The organism is Tessaracoccus sp. MC1865 (assembly GCF_017815535.1).
In the GTDB taxonomy this organism is placed as follows: Bacteria; Actinomycetota; Actinomycetes; order Propionibacteriales; family Propionibacteriaceae; genus Arachnia.
The window spans coordinates 412,602-438,573 of sequence record NZ_CP072596.1 but is presented as its reverse complement, the minus strand read 5'-3'; the positions used below and the strand labels follow the sequence as shown (position 1 = coordinate 438,573).

The following is a 25,972-nucleotide window of genomic DNA, read 5'->3' as shown; positions in this document are numbered from 1 at the left end:
GGAGGCGGGCTGCCGAGTCCCGAGTGCCCTTGGGGAGGACGAGCCCGGCGTGTCGGGGACTAGTGTGGCGGGCATGACCCGACGCATCAGTCGCTCCACCCTCGCCACCGCAGTTCTGAAGTCCGCCGCGTGGGCGGGCATCACCCTGATCGACCCCAACCGCCTCAGCGGCTGGAAGAAGCACGCCTACTGGCTGGCCATGGCCGGAGGCACCGCCGCAGAGGTGGCGCTGCCCGACGACGGCACCTACCGCCCCGCCGGCCTGAGCACCGGCCTGGCGCTCGGCACGGCTGGCGTGACCTACGGCGCGCAGGACCTCCTGGCCCGCAGCGACGCCTGGTCCATCAAGCAACTGCAGCGGCTGGGCATCAGGCAGCCCCGGCTCTGGGCCGCCGCCGGTGTCTTCGCCTCGATGATGGCGGTCTCCCTGGCGCAGGGTTCCCGGCCCGCGGCGGAGGATGCTGACGGGTTCGACGAGTTCGGCCAGCCGCTCCCGGAGACGCTGGAGCCGCTCCCGGCCGAGGCGCGGGCGGTCATCTCCGCGCTGCTCGACGCGGTCGACGACTACGGCAGCGAGGAACTGCGGGTCCAGCTCGAGGACGCCGTGTGCCGCGACGAGGACGGCCACTACCTGCTGGTGCCGGACCCCGAGGCTCCCCTCACGCTCCTGGACAGCTACACGTTCCCGGCGAGCGCCACCTTCACGCGCGACGGGGCCACCCACGTGCTCATGCTCGACATCGAGGACGGGCAGCTCTCGTACCTGTCGCACATGATGGAGCCGTACCCCGACGACGACACCGACGTGGACTGGTCCCTGCCGGAGGCGTCAGAACTGCGGGTCATCGCAGGTCTCGCGGCAGCAGACTGACCGAGGTCACATCTCTCCACCTATATGGGGGTGCAACCCTCCCCCATGGAGCGAGGCCCACACACCCACATAGCTGGAGGAAGGGCGCTCACGGTTGCAGGCGCTCGTTCGCCCACCCATCGGCGGTGCGCCGGCAGACCACCCGGTCATGCAGGCGACCCGGCAGCCCCTGCCAGAACTCGAAGGTGTCGACGCTGAGCACGTACCCGCCCCAGTGCGGCGGGCACGGCACGTCCCCGCCCTCGAAACGCCGCCGGGTCTCCTCCACCGCGGCCACCAGGTCGTCGCGGGAGCCGATCGGCGACGACTGGTGCGAGGCCCACGCCTCCAACTGGCTCTCGCGGGGGCGCTTGGCGAAGTACTCCTCGGACCGCTCCCGCGCCAGCCTGGTCACCGAGCCGACCGCCCGGACCTGCCGCATCTGGATCGGCCACCAGAACGACACGGAGGCGACGGGGTGCTCAGCCAACTCCCGCCCCTTGGCCGACTCGTAGCTGGTGAAGACCACCAGCCCGTCCGGCGAGATCTCCTTCAGCAGCACGATCCGCGCCTGCGGACGACCGTCGGCGTCAATGGTGGCCAGCGTGACGGCAGTCGGCTCCGGTTCCCCGACGGCGAGCGCATCGTTGACCCAGTCGTCGAGCAGCCCCCAGGGTTCAACCGAGGCGACATCGTCGGGCAGGGGCGCGCCGGTGTAGTCGCGCCGCACATCGTGGAGGTTGGCCATGGACCCATCCAACCATTCCCCCCACGGGCCGAGACAGGGGGGACTAACGTCGGCACATGAGCTACGACATCGCCGTGTTCGATCCCGTGGGCGCCCCCACCGACGACGACGCCTTCGTCGCCTGGTTCCAGCGGCAGAGCGCCCCGGACGACGACCCCGACGCGGGCACCGTCGCCCTCCGCAACTGGTTCTCTGATTTCTCGGGCCACTTCCCCGCCCTCAACGGCCCCTACGCCGACGACGACGGCACCACCACGTATCGCTTCGGCCGCACCGTCACGATGGCGAGCTGCCCCGACGGCGGGGCAGAGAAGGCGGCCAGGACCGGTCGTTCGCTGGCGGCCAAGCACGGCGTGGGGTTCTACAACGCCAACTCGGGCGATGAACGACTGTTCCTGCCCGGCGGCGGAACCAGCTAGCGGCCGATCTGCCGTCCCCAGGAGTCGACGGTGTTCTTCGCCGTGCGGAGATCCGCCCCGGTGAGTTCGCGGTAACGCTTGACGGCGTTGATCTTGCGGCCAGCGCGCACCTCGTCCATGACGTACTCGCGCTCCGAGTAGGTCAGGGGGCGAGGCGGCTCCATGCTCGGCGCCGCGCTGAGGCCGCGTCGGTTCTCGAACACCATGGGGTAGATCAGCCAGATCCACAGCGCCATGAGCACCACGAGGAAGCCCCAGTCCAGTGCCCCGGCCAGCGCGATGCCCACAAAGATCATCCACCACTGCGCGTACCAGGGGCGCGGAGGCTTACCCAGCTGGACAGGCGCATTGGGCTCGGCGTACGGCATGGGCTGCTGGTCGTAGCCGTAGCCCTGCGTGTTGAGGTCGTAGCCGTAGACCGGCGGCACCACGGGCTGCGGCGACGGCGCCGAGGCGGGGTACGGGCTGCCCGGCTTGGGGTTGGGGAGGTCCAGAAAAAGTGACGTCAGGTCGCTCTCCGTGCGGGCGCTCAGCGCGCGCGACATCCGGTCGTCGAATTCCTCCGAGCTCAACCGGCCGGTGGCGTGGTGCTCGCGGAGCATCCCGACAGCGTCGTCGCGTTCAGCATCCCCGATGCGCATGAAGTCCCCAGCCATGAGCACCAGCGTACCTTCCCACTCGCCCCATAAATGTCGGTGGCAGGACTAGGCTGAAAGCACCGAATCAACTCCTTGGGGGAGCAATGGGATTCATCAGACGCGTCGCCCTCACAGCAGTCGCGGCGGCCACAGCTATGACCGGATTCACCGCCTCAACGGCGCATGCCGCGCCCGTCTACGACACCAACGGACCGGTCGTGACGGTCTACAACACCCCGGGCAACCAGAGGGTCAACGGACGGCTCTGGAGCACCGCGTGCGCCAAGTACAGTTCCACCGTCGTGCGCTGCACCACGAACCTGTGGTCCACCATCGTGGTCCACCAGGGCACCCAGTACATCAACGAGACCGGTTGGCACTTCAACAACCTCACGTACCTGCCCTCCCACCGCGTGGCCTGGGCGGGCAACCCGCTGGCCACCACCGGGCAGTTCGTCAGCGCCGGCCGCCCATGGCGGACCGAATGCGACACCGCCGCCACCGGGCATGGGGCGTGCCGCAGCTACATCTGGACCCGGTACGTCTCCACGGAGGGGGGCAGCCCCTGGCTGCGTCAGGGCTGGGTGTTCAACAACCAGGTCCTGTTCGCCACGCCCACCGTGCCACCCGTCACCGCCGTACCGCCCATCGTGTTGGACCGGGCGGTCCTGACCCCCACCGGCTTCGGCCCCCTCCAAGCCGACATCTCGGACTTCGACGCCAAGACGCTGGGGTTCAAGGTGGACAAGAGCTACGTGCGGGAGGACGGGAGCACCTGCTCCACCGTCGAGACGCCGGACTCGTTCGTGAACCGCTACGGCGTCTGGTCGAGCCCGGTGATGGACCAACTCATCGTGCGATCGCCGCAGGTCAAGATCACCGACGGCGCGGGCGGCGTCTCAACCTTCCGCCTGGGCCAGACGGTGGACCAGTTGAAGGCCGCCTACGGAGCCGCCCTCACCGAGGAGAACAGCCTGTTCTACCTCCGCGAGGGCGACTCGTGGCTCTCCTTCAGCGCCAACACCTTCGACGAGAGCGGCGACCCTGCTGTGGTCGACCTGATCACCGCCGGGGAGAAGTGGTACGGCGGGTACGGCTGGTGCGAATGATCGACGACGGGGCCTGACCGGCGCCGACGAACTCAGGCGACGATGGCGATGCCGTCGTCCACCCTGTCGAAGCGCACGGTCTGGCCGTCGTTGATCGCGCCGGACAGCAGGCCGCGGGCCAGGTCGTCTTCGATGGTGGACTGCACCAGGCGACGCAGCGGCCGCGCCCCGTAGACGGGGTCGAAGCCGGCCTCACCCAGCCACAGCTTCGCCGCGTCGGACACCTCGACGGCGATCCGACGGCTGGCCAGCCGCGCGTTGAGGCGCCGCAGCTGGATGTCGACGATCTGGCTGAGTTCCTCCCGGCTCAGGGCATCGAACAGCACCACCTCGTCGAGGCGGTTGAGGAACTCCGGCCGGAACGCCTGCCGCACCACGGACATGACCGACTTCTCCTTCTCCTCGCGGTCGAGGAGCGGATCCGCCATGAACTGCGAACCAAGGTTCGAGGTCATGATCAGCAGCGTGTTGCGGAAGTCGACGGTGCGGCCCTGGCCGTCCGTCAGCCTGCCGTCGTCGAGCACCTGCAGCAGGATGTTGAACAGATCCGGGTGCGCCTTCTCCACCTCGTCGAGCAGGATCACCGAGTAGGGCCGGCGACGCACCGCTTCGGTGAGCTGGCCGCCCTCCTCGTAGCCGACGTAGCCCGGAGGAGCACCGACGAGACGGGCCACCGAGTGCTTCTCGGAGTACTCGCTCATGTCGATGCGCACCAGCGCGGTCTCGTCGTCGAACAGGAAATCCGCCAGCGCCTTGGCCAGCTCGGTCTTACCGACACCGGTGGGGCCGAGGAACAGGAACGAACCGGTGGGCCGGTTCGGGTCCGAGATGCCGGCGCGCGAGCGGCGCACGGCGTCGGACACAGCCACGACGGCGGACCGCTGGCCGATGAGGCGCTCACCGATGCGCTCCTCCATCTGGAGCAGCTTCTCGGATTCGCCCTGCAGCAGGCGCCCGACGGGCACGCCCGTCCACGCGGCGACGACCTCGGCGATGTCGCCGGCGCTGACCTCTTCGGAGACCATCGACGGCGTGGCGTCGGAGGCCTCCGCCTCCGCCAACTCCTTCTCCGCGGCCGGGATCTCGCCGTAGAGGATGGTGGAGGCCTTGGTGAGGTCGCCCTCGCGCTGGGCGCGATCTGCCTCCATGCGCAGTTGGTCGATGCGCTCCTTCAGGTCGCCCACCCGGTTGAGGCCGGACTTCTCCGATTCCCACCGGGTCTCGAGTCCGCGCAGCTTCTCCTGCGCGTCGGCGAGCTCGGCGTTCAGGGCGGCGAGGCGCTCGCGCGAGGCCTCGTCGTCCTCCTTCTCGAGGTGGAACTTCTGCATGGTCATGCGGTCCACGTCGCGGCGGAGCATGTCGATCTCCTCCGGTGAGGAGTCGATCTCCATCCGCAGGCGCGACGCGGCCTCGTCGACGAGGTCGATGGCCTTGTCCGGCAGCTGCCGGCTGGTGATGTAGCGGTTCGACAGCTCGGCGGCCGCGACCAGCGCGGAATCCGTGATGCGTACCTTGTGGTGCGCCTCGTACCGCTCGCGGAGGCCGCGCAGGATGGCCACGGTGTCGTCGACGGAGGGCTCCCCCACGTAGACCTGCTGGAAGCGCCGCTCCAGCGCGGGGTCCTTCTCGATGCGCTCGCGGTACTCATCGAGCGTGGTGGCGCCGATCATCCGCAGCTCACCGCGCGCGAGCATGGGCTTGAGCATGTTGCCCGCGTCCATGGCGCCCTCACCGGACGCGCCGGCGCCGACGACGGTGTGGAGTTCGTCGATGAACGTGACGATCTGGCCCTCGGCCTCCTTGATCTCGTTCAGCACGGCCTTGAGCCGCTCCTCGAACTCACCGCGGTACTTGGCGCCGGCCACCATCGACGCGAGGTCGAGCGACACCAGCCGCCTGCCCTTCAGCGAATCCGGCACGTCGCCTGCCACGAGGCGCTGGGCGAGGCCCTCGACGACGGCGGTCTTGCCGACGCCGGGCTCACCGATCAGCACCGGGTTGTTCTTGGTGCGCCTGGCCAGCACCTGGACCACGCGGCGGATCTCCTGGTCTCGGCCGATGACCGGGTCGAGTTTTCCGGAACGCGCCCGCTCCGTGAGGTCGATCGAGTACTTCTCGAGGACGGATTCGCCGCCCTCGGATTCAGCGGAGGTGACGCGCTTACCCCCGCGGGAGGCCTCGAACGAGGCCTTCAGCGCGTCTGCCGTCACGCCGGCGTTGTCCAGGATGGTCTTTGCATCGGAGGCGATGGTGGCCAGCCCGATGAGGAGGTGTTCGGTGGCGACGAAGTCGTCGCCGAGGGAATCCGCCAGCGTCTCCGCAGCCGCGAGCACGCGCGCGAAAGGCCCGCTCAGGGCGGGCTGGCTGACCGAGCTGCCCGACGTGGAGGGCAACTTCTTGATGGCGGCGACAGCGGCCGCGTCCACCTGGGCCGCGCCGGCGCCGACGGCCTCGAGCAGTGCGCCGACGGTGTTGTCAGGAGTCAGGAGGAGTCCGTGCAGCAGGTGCACGGGCTCGGTGTTGGGGTTGCCGTTGGTGAGAGCCTGCCGGACCGCCGCCGTGACGGCGTCCCGCGACTTCGTCGTGAGCCGTTCCGTGTTCATGTAGCTGGATCTCCTCGTTAGTTCTCAGAAAGCGCTGTCCCGCGCACTGAATTCAAAGTTGAGTCTACATCACTCAACCTTGTCTCCGACCAGTCTATTCCCCCGACAGCACCCTCGTGGCAGCGTTGCTGCAAGCGGCGGCACATGCGTACCTGCGCTGGGCGGCCAGAGCGACCGGTAGCGTAAGGCAGGTGACCACGACACCTGAGAACCCGGTGCCCGAGCAGATCGACGACGACGAACTGCTCGAGGCAAGCTTCGACCAGCAGCGGTTCGCGGCCCGCCCAGCCCGGCTGCGGCCCCGCGCCCGCCGTCGCTCCGACGACCAGGGGCCCATCGCCCCGCCGTTCACCGCCTCGGGCGCCAACCGGGCCTACGTCGAGTGGCTCGAGGAGCAATCCATGCTCCACGACGCCAACCAGATCTCGCGCCAGGTGGCCGGCAAGCACCTGATGTGGGCCCACCCCTACGCCCACCCGGACCCCCGCGCGGCGGTGCAGCGGGCCTCGGTGTGGTTCACCGCCTACCCGCTGTCGCACATGACGGACCGGGCGCAGTCCTTCCTCGGCTCCCTCGGCAGCCAGGAACTGTGGGAGGCCTTCTCCAGCATCGGGATCGAGGCCGTCCACACCGGCCCGGTGAAGCTGGCCGGCGGCCTGCACGGCTGGGAGCCCACCCCGTCGGTGGACGGCCACTTCGACCGGATCTCGATGGCCATCGACCCGCTGTTCGGCAACGAGGCCGAGTTTCGCGAGATGTGCGAGACCGCACAAAAGTACCACGGCACCATCATCGACGACATCGTCCCCGGTCACACGGGCAAGGGCGCAGATTTCCGGCTCGCCGAACTGAACTACCGTGACTACCCCGGCGTCTTCCACATGGTCGACATCCCGCCGGAGCACTGGTCGCTGCTGCCCGACGTGCCCGAAGGCCGCGATTCGGTCAACCTCTCCCCCGAGGCCGAGCAGGCTCTGTCCGACGAGGGGCTGATCATCGGCGCGCTGCAGCGGGTGATCTTCTACGAGCCCGGGGTCAAGGAGACCAACTGGTCCTGCACGCCCCCGATCGTCGACTACAAGGGCGTCGAGCGGCGCTGGGTCTACCTCCACTACTTCAAGGAGGGGCAGCCCACCATCAACTGGCTCGACCCGACGTGTGCCGGCATGCGGCTGGTGATGGGCGACGCGCTGCACTCGCAGCTGGACCTCGGCTCCCGCGGCCTCCGGCTGGACGCCAACGGGTTCCTGGGCGTCGAGAAGACGTTCGGCTCCCCCGCCTGGTCCGAGGGCCACCCGCTGTCGCTGGCCGCCAACCAGCTGATCGGCTCACTCGTGCGCAAGGTGGGAGGCTTCACGTTCCAGGAGCTGAACCTCTCCATCGACGACATCGCCCGCACGGGCACCGTCGGCCCTGACCTCTCCTACGACTTCATCACGCGCCCCGCCGCCCAGTTCTCCCTGGCGACGGGCGACACCGAGTTCCTGCGGCTCGTGCTGCGCGAAGCCATGCGCCTGGGCATCGACCAGGCGTCGCTCGTGCACGCCATGCAGAACCACGACGAACTCACCTACGAGCTGGTCCACTTCACCACCACGCACCGCGACGACGAGTACACCCTCGGCGGCCAGACCTACACGGGCGGCGAGCTGGCCGAGCACGTGCGCGAGACGATGCGGGAGAAGCTGACGGGACCGGCGGCCCCGTACAACTCCCTGTTCACCACCAACGGCATCGCGAGCACCACCGCGTCGATCGTCGCGGCCTCGCTGGGGTTCACGGACCTCGACGCGATCTCCGACAGCGAGGCGCGGCGCATCTCGAACGCCCACCTGCTGCTGTGCATGTTCAACGCGTGGCAGCCGGGCGTCTTCGCCCTCTCCGGGTGGGACCTCGTCGGCGCGCTGCCCCTGGACCGCGAAGAGGTCAAGGCCCTCACCGCCATGGGCGACACCCGGTGGATCGAGCGCGGCGCCTACGACCTGCTGGGAGTGGCCCCCGACGCGAAGAAGTCGGCGAGCGGCATGCCGCGCGCCCGCGCGCTGTACGGCTCCGTGCCGGACCAGTTGAAGCGCGAGACGTCGTTCGCGAGCCGGCTCGCCGCCGTCCTCAAGGTGCGCAAGCGCAACGGCCTGCCCACCGGCGCCCTGGTGGACGTGCCCGAGGTGGGCGACAAGGCACTGCTCGTGATGGTCAACGAACTGGAGACCGGCACCACCCAGATCACCGCCCTGAACTTCGGCGGCGAGAAGCTCAGCGCCCGCGTGCAGTCCGACAAGCTGCCCAGCGGCCGCGTGTTCGACCTGTCCACCCGACGCAAGGTGGGCACCGTGGACGACCTCGGCGGGTTCACCGTCGAACTGCCCGCCTACGGCGGCCAGGCGATGATCATCCGCGACTGAACCAACAGCAACGTCCCCTGCGCCCGGATCAGGCGCAGGGGACGTGTGCTGTGCGGCTACTTCTGCGAACCGGCCAACAGGGCCTGCACGAAGTAGCGCTGGAAGGCGAAGAACACGATCAGCGGCACGATCATCGACAGGAAGGCACCCGCCGAGAGCACGTCGATGTTCGAGCCGTACTGCCTCAGTTGAGACTGGATCGCCACGGTCAACGGCATGGACTGCGCGTTGGTGAAGATCAGCGCCACGAGCATGTCGTTCCAGGTCCACAGGAACTGGAAGATCGCCAACGACGCGATGGCCGGCAGGCCCAGCGGCAGGATCATCCGGAAGAAGATCTGCCACTCCGACGCGCCGTCCACCCTCGCCGCCTCCAGCAGTTCCGAGGGGAACTGCGTGAAGAAGTTGCGCAGCAGGAAGATGGCGAACGGCAGGCCGAACGCCACGTGGAACAGGATCACGCCCAGCACACTGCCGAAGATCCCCAACTGCCCGAACAGGCGGGCCAGCGGGATCAGCGCCACCTGGATGGGCACCGCGAGCAGCACGATGACGGCGATCAGCAGCCAGTCGCGGCCGGGGAACTGCAGCCACGCGAACGCGTAGCCGGCCAGGGCCCCGATCATCACGACCAGCGCGGTCGTCGGCACCGCGATCACGACGGTGTTCCAGAAGGAGCCTGTGATGGTGGGGTTCGACAGCAGGTTGGCATAGTTGTCCAGCGTCAGCTGGGCCGGCGCGGTGAACACGTTCCACCAACCCGACGCCGAGTTGTCGCCGGAACTGCGCAGCGACGTCAGCAGCAGCCCGACGGTGGGCACGAGCCAGAAGATCGCCACCACCGCCAACACCACGTTGACTATCGAGTTGTTGAAGACGCGCAACACCTTCTGTGCCGGTGTGAGCTTCGGTTTCACGATGCTGAGTTCGACGGTCATCGTCCGCGCTCCTCTCGGAAGCGGCGGATGTTCAGGATCATCGACGGCAGCACCAGCACCAACAGCAGGATGGCCAGTGCGGAGCCGAGGCCGTAGTCGTTACCGCCACCGAACGACACCGTCCACATCTCCACTGCAATCACGTTCGCCGCGGGTTTCGAGGCGCCTGGCGGGATGACGTAGACGAGGTCGAAGATCTTCAGCACGTTGATGATCAGCGTGACGAACACCACCACCAGAACGGGGGCGAGCAGCGGCGCCGTGATGCGGGTGAACACCCGCCACTCGTTGGCGCCGTCGATCCGGGCCGCCTCCTGCAGCGACGGGTCCATGGCCGACAGGCCCGACGAGATCATCACCATCGCGAAGCCCGCCCAGATCCACACGTAGGACAGGATCACCACGGCGTTGATGAACGTGGAGCTCAACCAGGACACACCCTGCGCGCCCTCGCCGAAGTTCGACGCCGGGAGCGCCACCCGGTAATTCCCCCCCGGATCCAGCCCTTCGATGACGTAGGTGCCGTTGGGCTCCGTGGTGGCGTTGCCGGCGATGGAGCCGTCCTCGGCCACCGCGTCGACGCGGATGCCGGGCAGGCCGGACTTGCCCTCCTCGAGGGCGCCCTGCGTGCCGCCCCCGCCGGGGATGACGTCCAGGAACACGGTGCCGGAGATCTGGTCGTCGCCGGCCTCGGGAGCCGCGACGGCCCCCTCCGCCGTCTCCGGGAGGTTGTTCTGCCGGATGCCGATCAGCGGCAGGTCCACGACGGTGCCTGTGCCCACCGTCGACTCCGTGCTGATGATGCCGCCCTCAGCGGTGAGGCCGACGTCCTTGCGCGGGTTGGCGCCGGGATAGTTGGCGGTGTCCGTGAAGGTGTTCTGCACGCCGACGATGGCGGCGTTCACGGCACCGAGCTGCGGGTTCTCCTGGAAGAGGCCGCGGAAGATGACGCCGGCGGCGAGCATGGAGATGGCCATCGGCATGAAGATGATCAGCCGGAATGCCGTCTTCCACTTCAACCGCTGCAACAGCACCGCGAAGATCAGGCCGAGGACGGTGCAGATCACCGGGGCCACGAGCACCCACATGATGTTGTTGCGGATGGCGGTGAACGTGGTGTCGTTGGTGAACATCGTCACGTAGTTCTGCCAGCCGGTGAAGTTGTCCCCGCTCCTGTCGTAGAGCGAGCGCACCAGGGTGAACACGATGGGGTAGGCGACGAGCGCGCCGAGCACCAGGAGGGCCGGCGCCAGGAAGGAAGCGATGATCAACCCGCGCTTCAAGCGACCCGAGGACCGGGGCTTGTGAACCCCGGTCCTCGGACGCTCTGGCGCGGTGACTACAGCAGTCACCGGAAGCCTTGTCAGCCGCCGTATGCCGACGCGGCAGCAGCCTCGAGGCGCTGCATGGTGCCGTCGACATCAGACGGGTTCTCGTAGAAGGTGATCATTTCCTGCCAGAAGCCCTGGCCCTGCGTGCCGCCGAACGCGCTGGGCGTCAGGTCGGACATGTCGAAGCGGAACGCCTCCGCACCCACGAGGGCCTCGGCGATCTGGCGGGAGGTGTCGTCCGGGTACAGCGAGGTGTCGACACCGTTGTTCGGCGAGGTCAGGCCGCCCAGGGGCACCCACACCGAAGCGGCTTCGGGTGAGGCGAGGTAGGCCATGAGCGCGTTGGTGGCCTCGTCGTCGGTGAACTGGATGGCGACGTCGCCGCCGCCGACCACTGCCGCTTCGGAGCCGTTGACCGACGGGAAGTCGAAGAACAGGGCGTTCTCGCCGACGGTGGAGTTGCCGTCCTCGGTGATGACGCCGGCCACGAAGTCGCCTTCGTAGACGGTGCCGGCCTGCGGGTCAGCCCCGAAGACCTCAGTGATGGACTCGGGGAAGCCGCGCTGGGCGCCGCCCTCCTGCACCAGATCCGTGCCCCACAGCTGGGCCAGCACGTCGAGAGCCTCCTTGACCGACGGATCCGTCCAGGGGATCTCGTGGTTGGCGAGCTGGTCGTACATCTCGGGGCCGGCGGTGCGCAGGTAGACGTTCTCGAACCAGTCCGTCAGCGGCCAGCCGACGTCGGCGCCCACGGAGATGCCGGCATAACCCGCGTCGCGGATCAGGCCGAGCTGTTCGAGGAAGCCCTCCCAGTCTTCGGCGGCGGCGGGATCTGCGCCGGCCTCACTCCAGAGGTCGGCGTTGTACCACATGGTGGATTTGTTGGCCGCCTTGAACCAGACGCCGTAGAGCTCTCCGTCCACGCTGCCGAGGTCGAGCCAGGACTGCGAGTAGTTCTCCTCGACGGCGGCCTTGACGTCGTCTGACAGCGGCATGATGCTGCCGTCAGCGGCGAGCTGCTGCATGAGGGCCGGCTGGCCCACGACGGCGACGTTGGGCGGCGTGCCGCCCTCGAGCTGGCCGGAGATGTAGGTGGGGCCGTTGTCGCCGAAGCTGGTGTAGGTCACGCTGGCTCCGGTGGCGTCCTCGAACTGCTGAAGGACGGCCTCGAAGTTGGCCTGCTCCGCGCCGGACCAGGCGGCGACGACGTTGAGGGTGGTGCCGGACAGGTCCGCCGCGGCGCCGTCGCCACCGGACGTGCTCTCGCTGGGGGACGCGCTTTCGCTGCCCATGGGGCTTTCGCCCGCAGCGCTCGGGCTGGCGCCAGTGGTCCCGCCGTCGGTGCCGGCGGTGGGTTCCACATCGCCGTTTCCGCAGGCGCTGAACAGGGCGACGCTGGCCATGCCGAGAGCGGCGAGGGCCGCTACGTGTTTACGGGATCGATTGAACATGTGTCTCCTTCGTTTGCGACGACACCTTCAGCGTCGCTCTCGCGACAGCGTCGTCGTCTAGCCGGTGAACACCTCCAACCTAGCCACCGGTCAGCGCCTGTTCACGCTAACAAATGTCTCTTTTCGCTAACTTTTCCACTATCCCCTCCGCGTGCTTAGGGTGGAGGTATGGCAGTGACGCTGATTCTCGTCCGGCACGCGAAATCCGACTGGCACGTGGACGTCCCGGACCGCCTCCGTCCACTGTCTGACAGGGGTGTTCGCCAGGCATCGGCCACCGCCCAGTGGCTGGGCGCGACCTTCGGCCGGGTGGACCTCGCCGTCGTCTCGGTGGCGACGCGGGCCCAACAGACCTGGGGGATCTTGTCCGCACATCTCCACCCCGCCTCAGGAACAATCGACTCGGAAGACGCCTACACCTTCGGCGGGGAGGAACTGGCAGACGTTGTCTCCGCGCTGCCGGGCTCTGCGTCGACGGTGGTCCTCGTGGGGCACAACCCCGCGCTGGAGGAATTGATCGGGCTGTCCACCGGACATTCCGTCCCCATGCGGACGTCGGCCGTGGCGGTCCTCGAACTCCCCAACTGGGGCGCCGTCGCCGAGGGCAAGGGCACCGTCATCGCCGCCGGGCGACCGGCGGACGACAGCTGGTCGGTGCGCCCGTGATCCCGGGGTGAACCTCAGCGCAGCAACGCGAGCAGGTCGTGGCGCGGTCCGCCGACGTCGGTCCAGTCCGCGATGAGCGTGCCCAGCGCGTCGCCGGGCACGTCGGACGAGCGCTCCAGCACCCGCACCAGTTCCACCTCTGCGTCCGACCCCTCGCCCGGCACCACGCCGCTGCCGTGGACGTCCATGACCAGCGGCAACACGTTGCCATCGTGGTCGTGCACATCCGCCTGGCCGTCCGCCTCCCGGATGACACGCTCCAACTCCGCCATGAACACCGGGTCCGTGGCCGCGTCGTAGCAGTAGCGGGTGCCCAGCACGGAGTGCTCGAGGGTGCCGATGAGGTCTCCCCCGTCCAGCGGGGCGGCCCGCCAGGTGACCGGAACGAAGTAGGCGTGCACGCCGTCGGAGATGACCATGGAATCCAGCCCGACCTCACCGTCAGGGTCCACCAGGCGGAAGTTGGCGACGCGTTCGAGCCTGCCCGCGTCGCCGAAGAACCAGTGCTGCCGCGGCAGCCAGCCCTGCAGCAACTCGATCTTGGTGGGGCGGAGTTCTGCTCCGACGTGGACTTCAGCTGCGCCGCTCATGGTGCCTCCTCGCGTCATTCACAACCTTAGGCGGTGCGTGGGGCAGCCCCAGCGGAGTTCGGGTTGCGGCCGATGCTGACCTTCAACCGCCTCCGGTGGGCGACAAGGTGGCCGTGCCGCTGTTGATCGCCACAGACCAGGAGCAGGGCTCACCTGCCCTGATGGTCGGCGAACCACTGGGCCCCGGCCGGCTCGAGCGCTCTGGCGACCTCCACCATCTCATCTGAGCTCCAGTCGCTGTCGCCGCCGTCGGGCCACAGTTCCGCGTCCACCTCTCCCAACTCGCGGCAGACCCGCCTGAACGACCGGCCCTCCCCGGAAGCGAAGATGTCGTCCCCCAGGTCGGTGACGTTGCCCTCGCCGCATTCCCGGACCGCGGTGGGCTCCAGCACGATGCGCAGCCAACCCGTGTGCTCCGGCGTGCGCAGGTCGTAGATGACCTGCTCCGGCTCCGCCAGGACCAGGCGGAGTTCGGGCGCCTCGATGCTGGTGGGCGCGACGAGGGGCAGCGTGGCGGTCCGGAACTTCTCGGCCCGCTGCTGCAGTTGGCTGCGACGGTCCAGGTGATCGCCCAGGGTGAGGAGCGCCACCCCCACCGCGGTCGCCGCCAGCAGGGCGACGGCGCCGACGAGGAGCCGCCGGGGTTTCAGCCCGGAGGCCGTCAACGCCGCCGCCACCGGCGCAAGGAATGCCAACAGCAGACCGGTGCGTTCGGGCGCGCCGTCGAAGGTCGTGAAGAGCGCGACGCCCGCCGCGGCCACGGCGAGCAGGACCGGCACGAACCACCAGCGCAGCCCCAGCCTCGCGGCCAGGAAGACCACGACGACCACGCCCAGCGCCGCGCCGGCGAGGGCGCCCAGGAAGGCGTAGCCGACGTTGCAGAGGAAACCGCTGCACGGGACCAGCGCCGCCCCGACGCCGCCCAGCAGGGCGGGGACGAGGATGGACAGGTAGGCCAGTCCCGCGCCCAGCCACAGGAGCGAGCCGGCGCTGTGCTTCGGGGGCTGGGTGCGCGGCATTCCTGCAGGGTAGCCGGGGAGGGGTCTAGCCGGTGGCGGCGAAGCGCTTCGCGGAGCGGGCTTTCGCCTTCACCGCCTCCTCCTGCCGGTTCTTCGCCGGCGCTACGGTCACGAGGTCCTCCAGGAGGTGGCGCGTGATGTGCGCGACCTCCTCGACGGCGCGGTTGAACGCCTCCTCATTGGCCTTGCTCGGCTTCGTGGTGCCGGAGACCTTGCGGACGAACTGCAGCGCGGCGGCGTGCACCTCGTCGTGCGTGGCGGGCGGTTCGAAGTTGTTCAACGGGCGGATGTTGCGGCACATACCCAGATCTCCTACGTGGTGCCCTCGTAGAGGCCGATGGGGTTGCCGTCCGGGTCCTCGAACACGGCGAACCAACTGGTGGGGGTGACCTCGGTCTTCTCCATCACGACCGTGGCGCCGTGGTCCTTCGCGACGCTGAGGGTGTCGTCGATGGAATCCACCTCGACGTAGGAGCGGGGCTGGGTGAAGCCGTCGCCCCGCGGGGCGAGGCCGCCGCCACTGATCTGGTTGGGGGCGCGCCACATCGGGTAGCCCTCGAAACCGGGGAACTCCTGGATGTCCCACCCGAACAAGGTGGAGTAGAAGTCCTGCGACCGTTTGAGGTCTGAGACCGGAATGTCAATGTGGGTGATGTCGCCGTGAGCCACGGGAGCCTCCTTCACACTCGGTTGCCACCAGCCTAAGCCGGGCCTCGGCCCAATGCCAGGGGTTTCCGCACCTCGCAGATGCGGGATCGCGGGCGGTCCGGTGAAGGTGGACGCTCGTTGCGGCAGGGCGCCCGCAGGCGGCGCGGGTGGCGTGCCACGATGGTTGACATGTTGGCCCTGGTGAAGACAGCTCCCGGCCCCGGGCTGGAGCTCATGGACATGCCCATCCCCGTCCCCGGCCCCAACGACGTGCTCATCAAGATCCGGCGCACCGGCATCTGCGGGACCGACGTGCACATCGACCGCTGGGACGGCTGGGCCGAGAAGAACGTGAAGTGCCCCCGCATCATCGGGCACGAGTTCTGCGGCGACATCGTGGAGCTGGGCTCGTCTGTGACCAACCTCGAGGTGGGCCAGTTCGTCTCCGGCGAGGGGCACTACGTGTGCGGGCGTTGCCGGGCCTGCCTGGCCGGCAAGCGGCATCTCTGCCGCAACTACAAGGGCATCGGCTACCACGTCGACGGCGTGTTCTGTGAGTACTTCGTGATGCCCGCCCGCAACGTGTGGGTGCATCCCGACGGCATGAACCCGGACGTGGCCGCCATCTTCGACCCGTTCGGCAACGCCGTGCACGCCGCGCTCCAGTTCCCCGCCCTGGCTGAGGACGTGCTCGTCACGGGCGCCGGGCCCATCGGCATCATGTCCGCGCTGGTGGCCAAGTTCCAGGGCGCCCGCAACGTGGTGATCACGGACCTGTCCGACGAGCGGCTGGAACTGGCCCGCTCGCTGGGGCTCACGTCGACCGTGAACACCGGGGTGGAGCGGCTGGAGGACGTTTACGAGCGCTTCGGCATGGTGGAGGGCTTCGACATCGGCCTCGAGATGTCCGGCTCCGGGCCCGCGCTGCGCTCGATGATCGACAACATGACGCACGGTGGGCGCATCGCGCTGCTGGGGTCGCCGACGCAGGAACTCACCGTCGACTTCGCCACCATCATCTTCAACATGCTCACCATCCAGGGCGTGACCGGGCGCGAGATCTTCGAGACCTGGTACGCCATGAACGCGCTGATCCGCTCCGGTCTGGACATCTCCGGCGTGATCACGCACCGGTTCCCGGCCGAGTCTTTCGCTGAAGCCTTCGAGGTCGCCTCGGATGGCCGGTCCGGCAAGGTCATCCTCACGTGGGACTGACCACGTCGCATGGGATCCCCGCCAGTTACTTTCCGAACAGGAGCACCATGACCTTCCTCGATGACATCAACCAGCAGATCCAGGCCCTCCGCGACGAGGGGCTGTACAAGGAGGAGGCCCCGCTCACGACGGCGCAGGCCGCGCATGTCGGCACGCTCGGCGGCGAGGTCATCAACCTGTGCGCCAACAACTACCTGGGCCTGGCGGACTCCCCCGAACTGATCGCCGCCGCGAAGGAGGCGCTCGACCGCTGGGGCTTCGGCATGGCGTCGGTGCGGTTCATCTGCGGCACCCAGACGCAGCACCAGGACCTGGAGGCGAAGCTCGCCGGCTTCCTCCGGAAGGGCGCCGAGGGCTTCGACACGATCCTCTACTCGTCGTGCTTCGACGCGAACACCGGCCTGTTCGAGACCGTCTTCGGGCCCGAGGACGCCATCATCTCCGACGAGCTCAACCACGCGTCGATCATCGACGGCGTGCGCCTGACGAAGTCGCAGCGCCTGCGATACCGCAACCGGAGCCTCGACGACCTGCGCGCCCAGCTGGAGGCCGCCAGGGGCGCGCGCCACCGGGTGATCGCCACAGACGGCGTCTTCTCGATGGACGGCTACGTGGCGCCCCTCGACGACATCTGCACGCTCGCCGATGAATACGGCGCGTTGGTGATGGTCGACGACTCCCACGCCGTCGGCTTCATCGGCGACACCGGCGCCGGCACGCCGGAACTGTTCGGTGTGACCGAGCGGGTCGACATCCTCACGGGCACGCTGGGCAAGGCTTTGGGCGGCGCGTCGGGTGGCTTCACCTGCGCGCGTGGGCCCATCGTCGAGTTGCTGCGCCAGAAGTCGCGGCCGTACCTGTTCAGCAACTCGCTCGCCCCCGCCATCACGGCCTCGGCGATCGCGGTGATCGACCTCATCGCCTCCCGGCCCGAACTGCTCGACCGGCTCCGCGAAAACACGGCCTACTTCCGCCGCCGGATCGTCGAGGAGGGCTTCGAGGTGCCCGAGTCTGACCACCCCATCGTCCCCGTGATGATCGGCGACGCGGCGCTGGCCGCCCAGATGGCCGACGAGATCCTCTCCCGAGGCGTCTACGTCCGCGCGTTCTCGTTCCCGGTCGTGCCCCGCGGCAAGGCGCGGATCCGCACCCAGTTGTCCGCCGCCCTGACCAGGGAGGACCTGGACGCGGCGGTGGCGGCGTTCGTCGCCGCCCGGGACGCCGTGGCCCGCTGACCGTCAGGCGACACTGGTAGGGTCGGGGCGAAGCCGGGGTGCCCCGCAGGAGGGCTGAGAACACACCCGTAGTCACCTGATCTAGGTCGTTCTAGCGAAGGGAGCAATCCATGACCGGCATTGCCCGCATCCTCGGCGCCGTCCGCGCCACCACCCCGTTGGTGCACTGCATGACCAACACCGTGGTGCCCGAGATCACCGCCAACGTGCTGCTCGCCGTCGGCGCGGCGCCCGCCATGATCGACCTGCCCGAGGAGGCGGAGATCTTCGCCGGCCTCGCGTCGGCGCTGCTGATCAACGTGGGCAACGGCTCAGCCGAGCAGCACGCCGGCATGCGCCTCGCCGCCCCCGCCGCCGCAGCCGCGGGAAAGCCGTGGGTGCTGGACCCGGTCGCCGTCGGCGGCCTGCCGGTGCGCACCCAACTCGCCCGCGACCTCCTCGCCCACCGCCCTGCCGCCATCCGCGCCAACGCCTCCGAGATCCTCGGCCTGGCCGGCACGTCGGCCGGGGGCCGCGGGGTGGACGCCACCGACGAGGTGGAGGCCGCCGTCGGCACCGCCCGCGAACTCAACGCCACCACCGGCGCAGTCGTCGCCATCTCCGGCCCCGTGGACGTGATCGTGTCCGCCGGCCGGATCACCCGGGTCACGGGCGGCGACGCCCTCATGCCGCTGGTGATCGGCACCGGCTGCGCGCTGGGCGCCACCGTCGCGGCCTGCCTCGCCGTCGCCGAGAGCGAGGCGGACCGGCACGACGCCGTGGTCGCCGCACACGCCATCTTCGGCGCGGCCGGAATCGCCGCTGCCCGGGGGGCTTCGGCCCCCGGCACCTTCCGCACCCTCTGGCTCGACGCGTTGCACGCGCTGACGCCGGCAGAGGTGGAAGGACTCGTCACAGTCGAGGAGGACTGATGCAGGCCCACAAGAAGCTGGCCAAACAGGTGGACTGGCGGCTCTACGTCGTCACGGACACGGAGCTCGCGGGCGGCCCGGACAGGGTGCCGCGGATCGTCGAGCAGGCGGTGCTGGGCGGCGCCGGAGTCGTCCAAGTGCGCGACAAGCACATGTCGGAGGTCGAGTTCCTCCACCTCACTCAGGCCTGCGTCGACGCCACCCAGCGCGTGTTCGACGCCACCGGCCACCGCGCCGCCATCTTCGTCAACGACCGCCTCGACATCGCCGCGGACCTCGGCCTCCACTTCCACATGGGGCAGAGCGACGGCGACATCGCAGAGGCCCGACGGCGGCTCGGGCAGGACCTGATGATCGGCCTGTCCATCTCCAACAGCGAGCAACTGCGCACCGAACTGCGCCACCAGACCGCCGACGTGTTGGGCCTGTCGCCCATCTGGAACACCAGCACCAAGACCGACACCGAACCGCCGCTGGAACTGCAGGGCGCCGAACAGATCGTGCGCGAGACGGCCGGTCGTGCGAAGACCGTCGCCATCGGCGGCATCAACCAGGTCAACGCCCGATGGGTGATCGACACGGGGGTGGACGGCATCTGCGTCGTGTCCGCCATCATGACCGCCCCGGACCCGCTGGCCGCAGCCAAGGAACTCATGTGGCTCTGGAGGACCCGATGACCACGCCCAAGATCGCCCTCAGCATCGCCGGCTCGGACCCCAGCGGCGGCGCCGGCATCCAGGCCGACCTCAAGACCTTCCACGCGCTGGGCGTCTACGGCACCGCCGCGCTCGCCGGCCTCACCGCCCAGAACACGCAGGGCGTGCGCGAGGCCCGAGCCGTCGATCCCGCCTTCGTGCGCAGCCAGATCGAGGCGGTGCTCGACGACCTCCCCGTCGCCGCCACCAAGCTCGGCATGCTCTCGAACGCCGAGGTCGCGGGCGTCGTTGCGGACCTGCTCGAGGAGCGGCGCGCCGACTTCGGCGTCGTGGTCCTCGACCCCGTCATGGTCGCCACCTCCGGCGACACACTCCTCCAGGACGACGCCGTCGTCGTCGTCCGCGAGCGGCTCATGCGCCTGGCGGACGTGGTCACGCCCAATGTCCCGGAGGCCGCGGTACTCCTGGGTGCCTCCCCGGCCACGGACAGCGACGGCGTCATCGCGCAGGCGAAGGCGCTCGTCGGGGCCGGCGCCAGGGCCGCGCTGGTCAAGGGTGGCCACCTGTCCGACGACGAGGTCACCGACGCCTTCGCCACCTCCGACGGCGTGGCCATCCTCAGCGGCCCCCGGATCAGGTCGCGGCACACGCACGGCACCGGCTGCACGCTGTCGTCGGCGATCGCCGCCCACGCGGCGCGCAACGGCGACACGCTGCGCACCGGTGTGCGGCTGCCCAGCATCGAACAGGCCCGCGACTACCTCATGCGGGCCATCGCGTCCGGCGCCGGCTGGACGCTCTCCCGAACGCCAGACCTGGGCCACGGACCCGTGGACCACTTCGTAGAAAGCACGCGATGACCATCACCTGGACGACCGGCGAATTCAGCGCCATGGCATGGGAGGCCACGGCGGGGATCCGCCGCCGCATCGACGACCTCCCGCTGCTGACCGAACTCGCGGACGGCACCCTCGACGTCACCCGCTTCGTGGAATACCTCGTGCAGGACGACTTCTACCTGCGCGGCTACACCCGCGCCCTCGCGATGCTCGCTACCCGCGCTCCCTTCCCGGAGGCCGCGGGCTTCTGGGCGGCGAGCGCCGGCGGCGCCGTCGCCGCGGAGGTGGAGATGCACGCCGCGCTGATGAGCGACCCGGCGCTGGCCGGCGCGCCCCGCCCCACCGTCGCGTCCCCCACCACCCGCGCCTATGTCAACATGCTGCAGGCCATGACGGCCTACGAACGCTACGAGGTGGGAGTCGCCGCGGTGCTCCCCTGCTTCTGGGTCTACGCCGACGTCGGCGCCCGGCTCGCGGAGACCGCCTCGGCCGTGCGGGACCACCCCTTCGGCCACTGGGCGGCCTCCTACGCGGACCCCGCCTTCCAGGACGCCACCAGACGCGCCATCGAGCTGATGGACGCGGCCGCCGCGACGGCGGACGAGACGACTCGCGGGCAGATGCTCACCGCCTTCGTCGACGCCACCTATTACGAGGAGCAGTTCTGGGCGAAGTCCTACGCCCAGGAGGCCTGGACGATCTGACCCGCCGACGCCCAGTGACACAGTTCGCTCCCACGCCCTCAGAGGGCGCGGGAGCGAACTTGTTGAGCGGTGTGGTCAGCAGCCGCCGAAGCTCACGTCCTCGGTGTACTTCTGCGCCGAGATCTCCACGATCACGTCGGTGTCCTTCATCGGGGTCAGCGGTGCGTAGCGCGCGCCGCCGCCCGGGTAGGGCTCGCCCTCGACGCGGAACTGCAGTTCGCGGTCGCCGAGCCTGACGGAGCCGAGGTACTGCAGCTCGCCATGGTTCTGCTTGCGCACCTGCTTGAAGTCCGCGCCGTAGATCGCCTTGATCTGGGCCACGGTCATGCCGACCTCAGCGCCGTCCTCGGTCTGGATACCGGGCTCACGCACGGCCACGTCGGCCAGGTCCACCACAGAGATGCCACGGTCCACCAGCTCAGGCCCGTTGCGGTAGGCGTCGCAGTCTTCGGTGGGCGACGGGACGATGTAGCCGAGCCGCAGGTAGTTGAGGGTGGCGTTGTTGTAGGCCGCCTGGGTGTACGGGGCGTAGGTCAACGGGCCGAGGCCGTCGAAGGTCAGCTTGCTCTGATCCAGCACGTGCGCCGGGATGCTGGTGACAGGGGCGACCGAGCCACCGGAGAAGCGCACCAGGTTGTTGAAGACGAAGCCCGTCTTCCGCACGTAGGAGTTGCCCTCCTTGGCGATGAAGTTGGTCTCGATGTACGAGCGGCAGCCACCACGGCCGGTGGCCGGCGTGTCACATTCGGTGCGCCACCTGTGACCGGCGCTGGTGAAGGTGCCGTTGGCCGCGAGCGGGTTGCCGGCCCAACTGGAGCGCGGCGACGGCAGGTAGGAGAGGTTGTTGAAGTGCCAGTCGGTGTCCTGGACAAATCTGCCGTTCTTGTACACGACCTGCGTCGACCAGATCTTGGTCTCGCACCGCACGACGTTGGACGAGTACATCTCGCACTCGGTGTCCCAGAGCCTGCCGCTCTGGATGTGGCCGCCCGGCGTCGAGTAGACGTCGGTGGTGTCGGCGGCGTTGGAGGGCTGGGTCACCAACCCTGAGATAGCCAGTCCCGCTGCTGCGGTGGCGATGGCGGTTCTGCGGAGAAGCGACATTGCTGTTCCTAACTGTGCCTGGGGCAGAGCCCCGTGGATGATGTCATCCTCGTTCTTCGGGGAATCAATGTGAATACGTCGCGGTGCTCAATCTGGTTGCACTCGGCCGGCGTCTGTCCCAGACTCGGAAACGGCCGGCCCGTGATGGGCCGGCCGTTCCTCGTCAGATCACTCAGTTGGGGCGGGGGTTGCCCTGGTCAGGCGCGTCGAAGATGTTGTCGATGGGGCGCTGTCCACGGGTGCGTTCGCCCAGGGGGCCTTCGGCGGCGTCGGGGTAACCGGAGACGTCGTCCCCGGGGTACGCCTCGTCGTCCACCAGTTCACCGTCCGGGCCGACGTCGCGCAGGCGATCGTCGCGGAGTCGCTCGTCGTCGACGTAGCGTTCGCCCCCCACTGCGGCCTGGTCGTCCACGAACGAGGGGTCGTTGCGGTAGGCCGGGTCACTGATGAGGTCGTCCTGACGGCTGCGGACGTTCTCGTTGCCCATCCCGGGCGAGCCGAGGCTGCCGCTCTCGACGACGCGCTCGTTGCCGACGCCGGGCGAGCCGAGGCTGCCGGTGTGGACGCCTGCGTTGTCGCCGGTGCGGCCGTCCCCGAAGGAACGGGCCGGGTCGTGGGTGTGGTCCGGGCCGTCCAGCACTTCACCGACGGGGCCGCGCCCGTCGCGGTCGCTGTCCAGCAGCGGTCCATCCGAGCGCTCCTCGCCGGACAGGTCATGGTCGCGGTCCCAGCGGCGCGTGCGGAGGCGGTCTTCCTCGATGACGCTGCTGTCCACCTGGTAGTAGCGGTACAGGTCGTCTTCCTGGGACCTGGTGATGTGTCCGTCCTCGTCCACGTTCGGGGCGTCCTTGACGGTGTCCTTGTCGTGCGCCAGCGTCAGGCGGTCACCCTCCAGCGAGGATCCCGCGAGCGGCGCGAAACTGGTGCGCAGGCCGAAGAGACCGGTATTGACCGTGACCCACATGGGCTGGCTGGTCTGGTCGTCGAGGTAGACGCCGCTGACGCCGCCGATCTTCTCGCCGCTACGGTCGTAGGCCGTGGCCCCGAGCAGTTGGTCGATGTTCTCGTCGTGGTGCATGGTGTGCTCCCTTCGTTCCCGGCCAGAATCTGGCCGATCCGTGTAACCGGGGGTACGTTCCAGCCTCTCTCACAAAAGGGGCGGGAAAAACACCCTGAGGGAGGTGATTGGGACGCCCGGTACCGGGTATCTGAGCGCGCAGGACACGCCCGATGTGAGAAATGTGCACGTTCAAACTACTGTGGTGCCATGCCTGAGTTTGCGCAGCACAACGGGGGCCCCATGCGGGCCGATGAATCCCCCAACACCGACGTTCGCCGCGTCGGGCCCACATCGACACCGACGCACCCTCTCGCCGCCGCTCCGGTGGGCGCGCCGACCTATTCGGTCGACGGTTTCGTGCGCGAGTTCCTCCACGAACTGAACACGAACCAGGGCGTCACGCTCTCACGTTCGACGGTCAATGACCAGTACCTCGCTCTCGCCAGCACCGTGAAGAACTACCTCATGGCGCGGTGGCTCGAGACCAACCGCAAGACGCACGCCGCCAAGGTCAAGACCATCGGTTACCTGTCCGCCGAGTACCTGCTGGGCAGCCAGCTCAACAACGCGCTGCTCGCCTCGGACCTGCACGACATCGCCCTGGAGGGCCTGGCCCAGTGCGGCCTGGACCTGCCCACGCTGCGCGCGCAGGAGATCGAGCCTGGGCTGGGCAACGGTGGCCTCGGCCGCCTCGCCGCCTGCTTCATCGACTCCCTCGCCACCATGAACGTGCCCTGCGTCGGCTACGGCATCCGCTACGAGTACGGCATCTTCCGCCAGACCTTCGTCGACGGCCGCCAGGTGGAGCAGCCCGACACCTGGCTCGCGCTCGGCGCGCCGTGGGAGTTCCCGCACCCCGAGGCCTCCGTCGTGGTCAACTTCGGTGGCCACACCGAGCGCTACACGGACGACGGCGGCGAGGAGCGGTGCCGCTGGGTGCCGGCCTGGAACGTGCTCGCCGTGCCGTACAACTACATGGTGCCCGGCTACCTCAACGGCCGCGTCAACACGCTGCGCCTGTGGAGCGCGTCGGCCACCAAGGCGTTCGACCTGCAGATCTTCAACTCCGGCGACTACGCCCAGGCCGTCCGCGCCCAGACCTTCGCGGAGAACATCTCGAAGGTCCTCTACCCCGAGGATTCCACGCCCCAGGGCAAGGAACTGCGCCTCCAGCAGCAGTACTTCTTCGTCGCCGCCTCGCTGCGCGACTTCCTGGACGGCCTCGAAGAAGACTTCGACCTGCACAACCTGCCTGAGCGGATCATCTTCCAGCTCAACGACACGCACCCCGTCATCGCGGTGCCCGAACTCCTGCGCATCCTCATCGACGAAGAGGGCTTCGACTGGGACGAGGCGTGGGAGATCGCCAGCAGGTGCTTCGCCTACACCTGCCACACCCTGCTGCCCGAGGCGCTCGAGGTGTGGTCCACCGAGTTGCTCGGCCGCCTGCTGCCCCGTCACCTGGAGATCATCTACCAGATCAACGAGAACCTCATGGGCGAGGTGCGCGCCGCCTTCCCGGATGACGAGATCCGCGCCCGCCGCATGTCGCTGATCGTCGAGGGCGACGAGCGCGGGGTCCGGATGGCCCACCTGGCCGCCGTCGCCGCCACCAAGATCAACGGCGTGGCCGCGCTGCACTCGCAGCTGCTGCGCGACAAGGTGCTGAAGGACTTCGCGGACCTGTGGCCGGACAAGTTCACCAACGTCACCAACGGCGTGACCCCGCGTCGCTTCGTGCGGATGGCCAACTACAAGTTCGCCGACCTGCTCAACGACACTCTGGGCAGCGGCTGGGTCACGGACCTCGAACGGCTCCGCGAGTTGGAGCCCTACGCGGAGGACGAGGACTTCAAGGCCCGCTTCCGTGAGGTCAAGGCGTGGAACAAGGGCCGCCTCACGCGCCTGCTGAAGGTGCGCGACGGCATCGACCTGCCCGAGGGCCACATGCTCGACGTCATGGTGAAGCGCCTGCACGAGTACAAGCGCCAGTCGCTCAAGGTCCTGCACATCGTGTCGCTGTACGAGCAGGTCATCAGCGGCAAGATCACCGCCGCGGAGGTGACCCCGCGCACCGTCCTGTTCGGCGCCAAGGCCGCTCCCGGCTACCGCATGGCCAAGGACACCATCCACCTGATCAACAAGGTGGCAGAGGTCGTCAACAACGACGCGCGCCTCGAGGGTCGCCTGAAGGTCGCCTTCCCGGCCAACTACAACGTCACCCTGGCGGAGAAGCTCATCCCCGCGGCGGACCTCTCGGAGCAGATCTCGCTCGCCGGCATGGAGGCCTCGGGCACCGGCAACATGAAGTTCGCGCTCAACGGCGCCCTCACCATCGGCACGGACGACGGCGCCAACGTCGAGATCCGCCAACTGGTCGGCGACGAGCACTTCTTCCTGTTCGGCATGTCCGAGCCGGAGGTGGCAGACCTGGGCTCCAAGGGCTACAACCCCACGGAGTACTACGAGGCCAACGCCAACCTGCGCGACGCCCTGAACCTGATCCTGTCGGGTCACTTCTCCGGCGGCAACGGGCACATCTTCGACTCCGTGGTGCTGAACCTCATCAACCAGGACCGGTTCATGGCGCTGGCAGATTTCCAGAGCTACGTGGATGCACAGGCCCGCGTCGAGGAGCGTTACGCCGACCAGGAGGCCTGGACCCGCTCCGCCATCCTGAACGTGGCGCGCACCGGCTTCTTCAGCTCGGACCGCTCGATGCGCGACTACCTGCAGCGCATCTGGCACACCACCCCGATGATCTGATCCGCACCCGACGAAGCGGCCGGTACCCCCACGGGGCGCCGGCCGCTTCGTCGTCTGGGTCCACCTGGGT

Annotated in this window: 24 protein-coding genes and 1 riboswitch; of the genes, 12 read left to right on the top strand and 12 right to left on the bottom strand. The window is 68.7% G+C overall.

Annotated features, from left to right (window positions below; all coding sequences use genetic code 11):
• Positions 1 to 73 precede the first annotated feature (73 nt).
• The gene (locus J7D54_RS01810; protein WP_182762654.1) at positions 74 to 871 is read left to right on the top strand and encodes a hypothetical protein; all 798 of its coding nucleotides are present in this window, start codon (positions 74 to 76) and stop codon (positions 869 to 871) included.
• 88 nt (positions 872 to 959) lie between these two features.
• On the opposite strand, the gene pdxH is transcribed toward J7D54_RS01810, so the two are convergent.
• Complete coding sequence (gene pdxH / locus J7D54_RS01805) at positions 960 to 1,598, bottom strand: pyridoxamine 5'-phosphate oxidase (RefSeq protein ID WP_182762656.1); 639 nt, start codon at positions 1,596 to 1,598, stop codon at positions 960 to 962.
• Positions 1,599 to 1,654: 56 nt separating this feature from the next.
• Between pdxH and J7D54_RS01800 the strand changes: the two genes are divergently transcribed.
• The gene (locus J7D54_RS01800; protein WP_182762658.1) at positions 1,655 to 2,017 is read left to right on the top strand and encodes a hypothetical protein; all 363 of its coding nucleotides are present in this window, start codon (positions 1,655 to 1,657) and stop codon (positions 2,015 to 2,017) included.
• On the opposite strand, the gene J7D54_RS01795 is transcribed toward J7D54_RS01800, so the two are convergent.
• Entirely contained in the window at positions 2,014 to 2,673 is a 660-nt protein-coding gene (locus J7D54_RS01795; RefSeq protein WP_182762659.1) for a DUF1707 domain-containing protein, read from the bottom strand. The genes J7D54_RS01800 and J7D54_RS01795 overlap by 4 nt on opposite strands.
• A gap of 86 nt (positions 2,674 to 2,759) precedes the next feature.
• Here J7D54_RS01795 and J7D54_RS01790 point away from each other — a divergent pair, with 86 nt between their 5' ends.
• The gene (locus tag J7D54_RS01790) at positions 2,760 to 3,764 is read left to right on the top strand and encodes a hypothetical protein (protein WP_182762661.1); all 1,005 of its coding nucleotides are present in this window, start codon (positions 2,760 to 2,762) and stop codon (positions 3,762 to 3,764) included.
• Between the two features lie 32 nt (positions 3,765 to 3,796).
• Here J7D54_RS01790 and clpB read toward each other — a convergent pair whose 3' ends face one another.
• Positions 3,797 to 6,367 carry an ATP-dependent chaperone ClpB gene (clpB, locus tag J7D54_RS01785; protein ID WP_182762662.1) on the bottom strand — a complete coding sequence of 857 codons (2,571 nt, stop codon included), beginning with the start codon at positions 6,365 to 6,367 and terminating at the stop codon, positions 3,797 to 3,799.
• 191 nt (positions 6,368 to 6,558) lie between these two features.
• On the opposite strand from clpB, the gene treS reads away from it, so the two are divergent.
• Positions 6,559 to 8,769, top strand: coding sequence for a maltose alpha-D-glucosyltransferase (gene treS / locus J7D54_RS01780; RefSeq protein WP_209455183.1), 2,211 nt, complete (start codon positions 6,559 to 6,561; stop codon positions 8,767 to 8,769).
• Between the two features lie 56 nt (positions 8,770 to 8,825).
• Here treS and J7D54_RS01775 read toward each other — a convergent pair whose 3' ends face one another.
• The 3 genes from J7D54_RS01775 to J7D54_RS01765 all read right to left on the bottom strand — a co-directional run bounded on the left by J7D54_RS01775 (position 8,826) and on the right by J7D54_RS01765 (position 12,489).
• Positions 8,826 to 9,707 carry a carbohydrate ABC transporter permease gene (locus J7D54_RS01775; protein ID WP_076063170.1) on the bottom strand — a complete coding sequence of 294 codons (882 nt, stop codon included), beginning with the start codon at positions 9,705 to 9,707 and terminating at the stop codon, positions 8,826 to 8,828.
• On the bottom strand, positions 9,704 to 10,978 hold the full coding sequence (locus J7D54_RS01770) for a carbohydrate ABC transporter permease (protein ID WP_182762665.1): 1,275 nt from the start codon (positions 10,976 to 10,978) through the stop codon (positions 9,704 to 9,706). The genes J7D54_RS01775 and J7D54_RS01770 overlap by 4 nt, the downstream gene beginning before the upstream one ends.
• Positions 10,979 to 11,070: 92 nt before the next feature.
• Positions 11,071 to 12,489 carry an ABC transporter substrate-binding protein gene (locus J7D54_RS01765; RefSeq protein ID WP_209455182.1) on the bottom strand — a complete coding sequence of 473 codons (1,419 nt, stop codon included), beginning with the start codon at positions 12,487 to 12,489 and terminating at the stop codon, positions 11,071 to 11,073.
• Between the two features lie 168 nt (positions 12,490 to 12,657).
• On the opposite strand from J7D54_RS01765, the gene J7D54_RS01760 reads away from it, so the two are divergent.
• Positions 12,658 to 13,155, top strand: coding sequence for a histidine phosphatase family protein (locus J7D54_RS01760; protein WP_182762667.1), 498 nt, complete (start codon positions 12,658 to 12,660; stop codon positions 13,153 to 13,155).
• A gap of 14 nt (positions 13,156 to 13,169) precedes the next feature.
• On the opposite strand, the gene J7D54_RS01755 is transcribed toward J7D54_RS01760, so the two are convergent.
• The 4 genes from J7D54_RS01755 to J7D54_RS01740 form a co-directional block, all read right to left on the bottom strand.
• Positions 13,170 to 13,745: a hypothetical protein gene (locus J7D54_RS01755; RefSeq protein WP_182762669.1), complete on the bottom strand. Its 576-nt coding sequence runs from the start codon at positions 13,743 to 13,745 to the stop codon at positions 13,170 to 13,172.
• Positions 13,746 to 13,894: 149 nt separating this feature from the next.
• The gene (locus tag J7D54_RS01750) at positions 13,895 to 14,764 is read right to left on the bottom strand and encodes a hypothetical protein (protein ID WP_182762671.1); all 870 of its coding nucleotides are present in this window, start codon (positions 14,762 to 14,764) and stop codon (positions 13,895 to 13,897) included.
• 25 nt (positions 14,765 to 14,789) lie between these two features.
• Complete coding sequence (locus J7D54_RS01745) at positions 14,790 to 15,065, bottom strand: DUF2277 domain-containing protein (RefSeq protein ID WP_182762673.1); 276 nt, start codon at positions 15,063 to 15,065, stop codon at positions 14,790 to 14,792.
• A gap of 11 nt (positions 15,066 to 15,076) precedes the next feature.
• Positions 15,077 to 15,433: a VOC family protein gene (locus J7D54_RS01740; RefSeq protein ID WP_182762674.1), complete on the bottom strand. Its 357-nt coding sequence runs from the start codon at positions 15,431 to 15,433 to the stop codon at positions 15,077 to 15,079.
• Between the two features lie 168 nt (positions 15,434 to 15,601).
• On the opposite strand from J7D54_RS01740, the gene tdh reads away from it, so the two are divergent.
• The 6 genes from tdh (at position 15,602) to J7D54_RS01710 (ending at position 20,972) form a co-directional block, all read left to right on the top strand.
• Complete coding sequence (gene tdh, locus J7D54_RS01735) at positions 15,602 to 16,627, top strand: L-threonine 3-dehydrogenase (RefSeq protein WP_076063151.1); 1,026 nt, start codon at positions 15,602 to 15,604, stop codon at positions 16,625 to 16,627.
• A 47-nt stretch (positions 16,628 to 16,674) separates the two neighbouring features.
• A complete protein-coding gene (locus J7D54_RS01730; protein ID WP_182762676.1) occupies positions 16,675 to 17,862 on the top strand; it encodes a glycine C-acetyltransferase in 1,188 nt (395 codons plus the stop codon).
• A gap of 24 nt (positions 17,863 to 17,886) precedes the next feature.
• Positions 17,887 to 17,982: riboswitch (TPP riboswitch) on the top strand.
• Entirely contained in the window at positions 17,973 to 18,773 is an 801-nt protein-coding gene (gene thiM, locus J7D54_RS01725) for a hydroxyethylthiazole kinase (RefSeq protein ID WP_182762678.1), read from the top strand. It overlaps the preceding riboswitch by 10 nt.
• Complete coding sequence (gene thiE / locus J7D54_RS01720; protein ID WP_182762680.1) at positions 18,773 to 19,450, top strand: thiamine phosphate synthase; 678 nt, start codon at positions 18,773 to 18,775, stop codon at positions 19,448 to 19,450. The genes thiM and thiE overlap by 1 nt, the downstream gene beginning before the upstream one ends.
• Positions 19,447 to 20,289, top strand: coding sequence for a bifunctional hydroxymethylpyrimidine kinase/phosphomethylpyrimidine kinase (thiD, locus tag J7D54_RS01715; protein ID WP_182762682.1), 843 nt, complete (start codon positions 19,447 to 19,449; stop codon positions 20,287 to 20,289). Before thiE ends, thiD begins: the two co-directional genes overlap by 4 nt.
• Positions 20,286 to 20,972, top strand: coding sequence for a TenA family protein (locus J7D54_RS01710; protein ID WP_182762684.1), 687 nt, complete (start codon positions 20,286 to 20,288; stop codon positions 20,970 to 20,972). The genes thiD and J7D54_RS01710 overlap by 4 nt, the downstream gene beginning before the upstream one ends.
• Before the next feature lie 75 nt (positions 20,973 to 21,047).
• Here J7D54_RS01710 and J7D54_RS01705 read toward each other — a convergent pair whose 3' ends face one another.
• Both J7D54_RS01705 and J7D54_RS01700 read right to left on the bottom strand, forming a co-directional pair.
• A complete protein-coding gene (locus tag J7D54_RS01705) occupies positions 21,048 to 22,076 on the bottom strand; it encodes a hypothetical protein (protein ID WP_182762686.1) in 1,029 nt (342 codons plus the stop codon).
• Positions 22,077 to 22,248: 172 nt separating this feature from the next.
• Positions 22,249 to 23,154: a PRC-barrel domain-containing protein gene (locus J7D54_RS01700; RefSeq protein WP_182762688.1), complete on the bottom strand. Its 906-nt coding sequence runs from the start codon at positions 23,152 to 23,154 to the stop codon at positions 22,249 to 22,251.
• A gap of 189 nt (positions 23,155 to 23,343) precedes the next feature.
• On the opposite strand from J7D54_RS01700, the gene J7D54_RS01695 reads away from it, so the two are divergent.
• Entirely contained in the window at positions 23,344 to 25,902 is a 2,559-nt protein-coding gene (locus tag J7D54_RS01695) for a glycogen/starch/alpha-glucan phosphorylase (protein ID WP_182762690.1), read from the top strand.
• Positions 25,903 to 25,972: the final 70 nt, after the last annotated feature.

Bases quoted from the DNA above. Each gene is read 5' to 3' on its own strand.
- J7D54_RS01810 (WP_182762654.1), top strand. From the start codon at position 74: ATGACCCGACGCATCAGTCGCTCCACCCTCGCCACCGCAGTTCTGAAG.
- pdxH (WP_182762656.1), bottom strand. From the start codon at position 1,598: ATGGCCAACCTCCACGATGTGCGGCGCGACTACACCGGCGCGCCCCTG.
- J7D54_RS01800 (WP_182762658.1), top strand. From the start codon at position 1,655: ATGAGCTACGACATCGCCGTGTTCGATCCCGTGGGCGCCCCCACCGAC.
- J7D54_RS01795 (WP_182762659.1), bottom strand. From the start codon at position 2,673: ATGGCTGGGGACTTCATGCGCATCGGGGATGCTGAACGCGACGACGCT.
- J7D54_RS01790 (WP_182762661.1), top strand. From the start codon at position 2,760: ATGGGATTCATCAGACGCGTCGCCCTCACAGCAGTCGCGGCGGCCACA.
- clpB (WP_182762662.1), bottom strand. From the start codon at position 6,367: ATGAACACGGAACGGCTCACGACGAAGTCGCGGGACGCCGTCACGGCG.
- J7D54_RS01775 (WP_076063170.1), bottom strand. From the start codon at position 9,707: ATGACCGTCGAACTCAGCATCGTGAAACCGAAGCTCACACCGGCACAG.
- J7D54_RS01765 (WP_209455182.1), bottom strand. From the start codon at position 12,489: ATGTTCAATCGATCCCGTAAACACGTAGCGGCCCTCGCCGCTCTCGGC.
- J7D54_RS01760 (WP_182762667.1), top strand. From the start codon at position 12,658: ATGGCAGTGACGCTGATTCTCGTCCGGCACGCGAAATCCGACTGGCAC.
- J7D54_RS01755 (WP_182762669.1), bottom strand. From the start codon at position 13,745: ATGAGCGGCGCAGCTGAAGTCCACGTCGGAGCAGAACTCCGCCCCACC.
- J7D54_RS01750 (WP_182762671.1), bottom strand. From the start codon at position 14,764: ATGCCGCGCACCCAGCCCCCGAAGCACAGCGCCGGCTCGCTCCTGTGG.
- J7D54_RS01745 (WP_182762673.1), bottom strand. From the start codon at position 15,065: ATGTGCCGCAACATCCGCCCGTTGAACAACTTCGAACCGCCCGCCACG.
- tdh (WP_076063151.1), top strand. From the start codon at position 15,602: ATGTTGGCCCTGGTGAAGACAGCTCCCGGCCCCGGGCTGGAGCTCATG.
- J7D54_RS01730 (WP_182762676.1), top strand. From the start codon at position 16,675: ATGACCTTCCTCGATGACATCAACCAGCAGATCCAGGCCCTCCGCGAC.
- thiM (WP_182762678.1), top strand. From the start codon at position 17,973: ATGACCGGCATTGCCCGCATCCTCGGCGCCGTCCGCGCCACCACCCCG.
- thiE (WP_182762680.1), top strand. From the start codon at position 18,773: ATGCAGGCCCACAAGAAGCTGGCCAAACAGGTGGACTGGCGGCTCTAC.
- thiD (WP_182762682.1), top strand. From the start codon at position 19,447: ATGACCACGCCCAAGATCGCCCTCAGCATCGCCGGCTCGGACCCCAGC.
- J7D54_RS01710 (WP_182762684.1), top strand. From the start codon at position 20,286: ATGACCATCACCTGGACGACCGGCGAATTCAGCGCCATGGCATGGGAG.
- J7D54_RS01705 (WP_182762686.1), bottom strand. From the start codon at position 22,076: ATGTCGCTTCTCCGCAGAACCGCCATCGCCACCGCAGCAGCGGGACTG.
- J7D54_RS01700 (WP_182762688.1), bottom strand. From the start codon at position 23,154: ATGCACCACGACGAGAACATCGACCAACTGCTCGGGGCCACGGCCTAC.
- J7D54_RS01695 (WP_182762690.1), top strand. From the start codon at position 23,344: ATGCCTGAGTTTGCGCAGCACAACGGGGGCCCCATGCGGGCCGATGAA.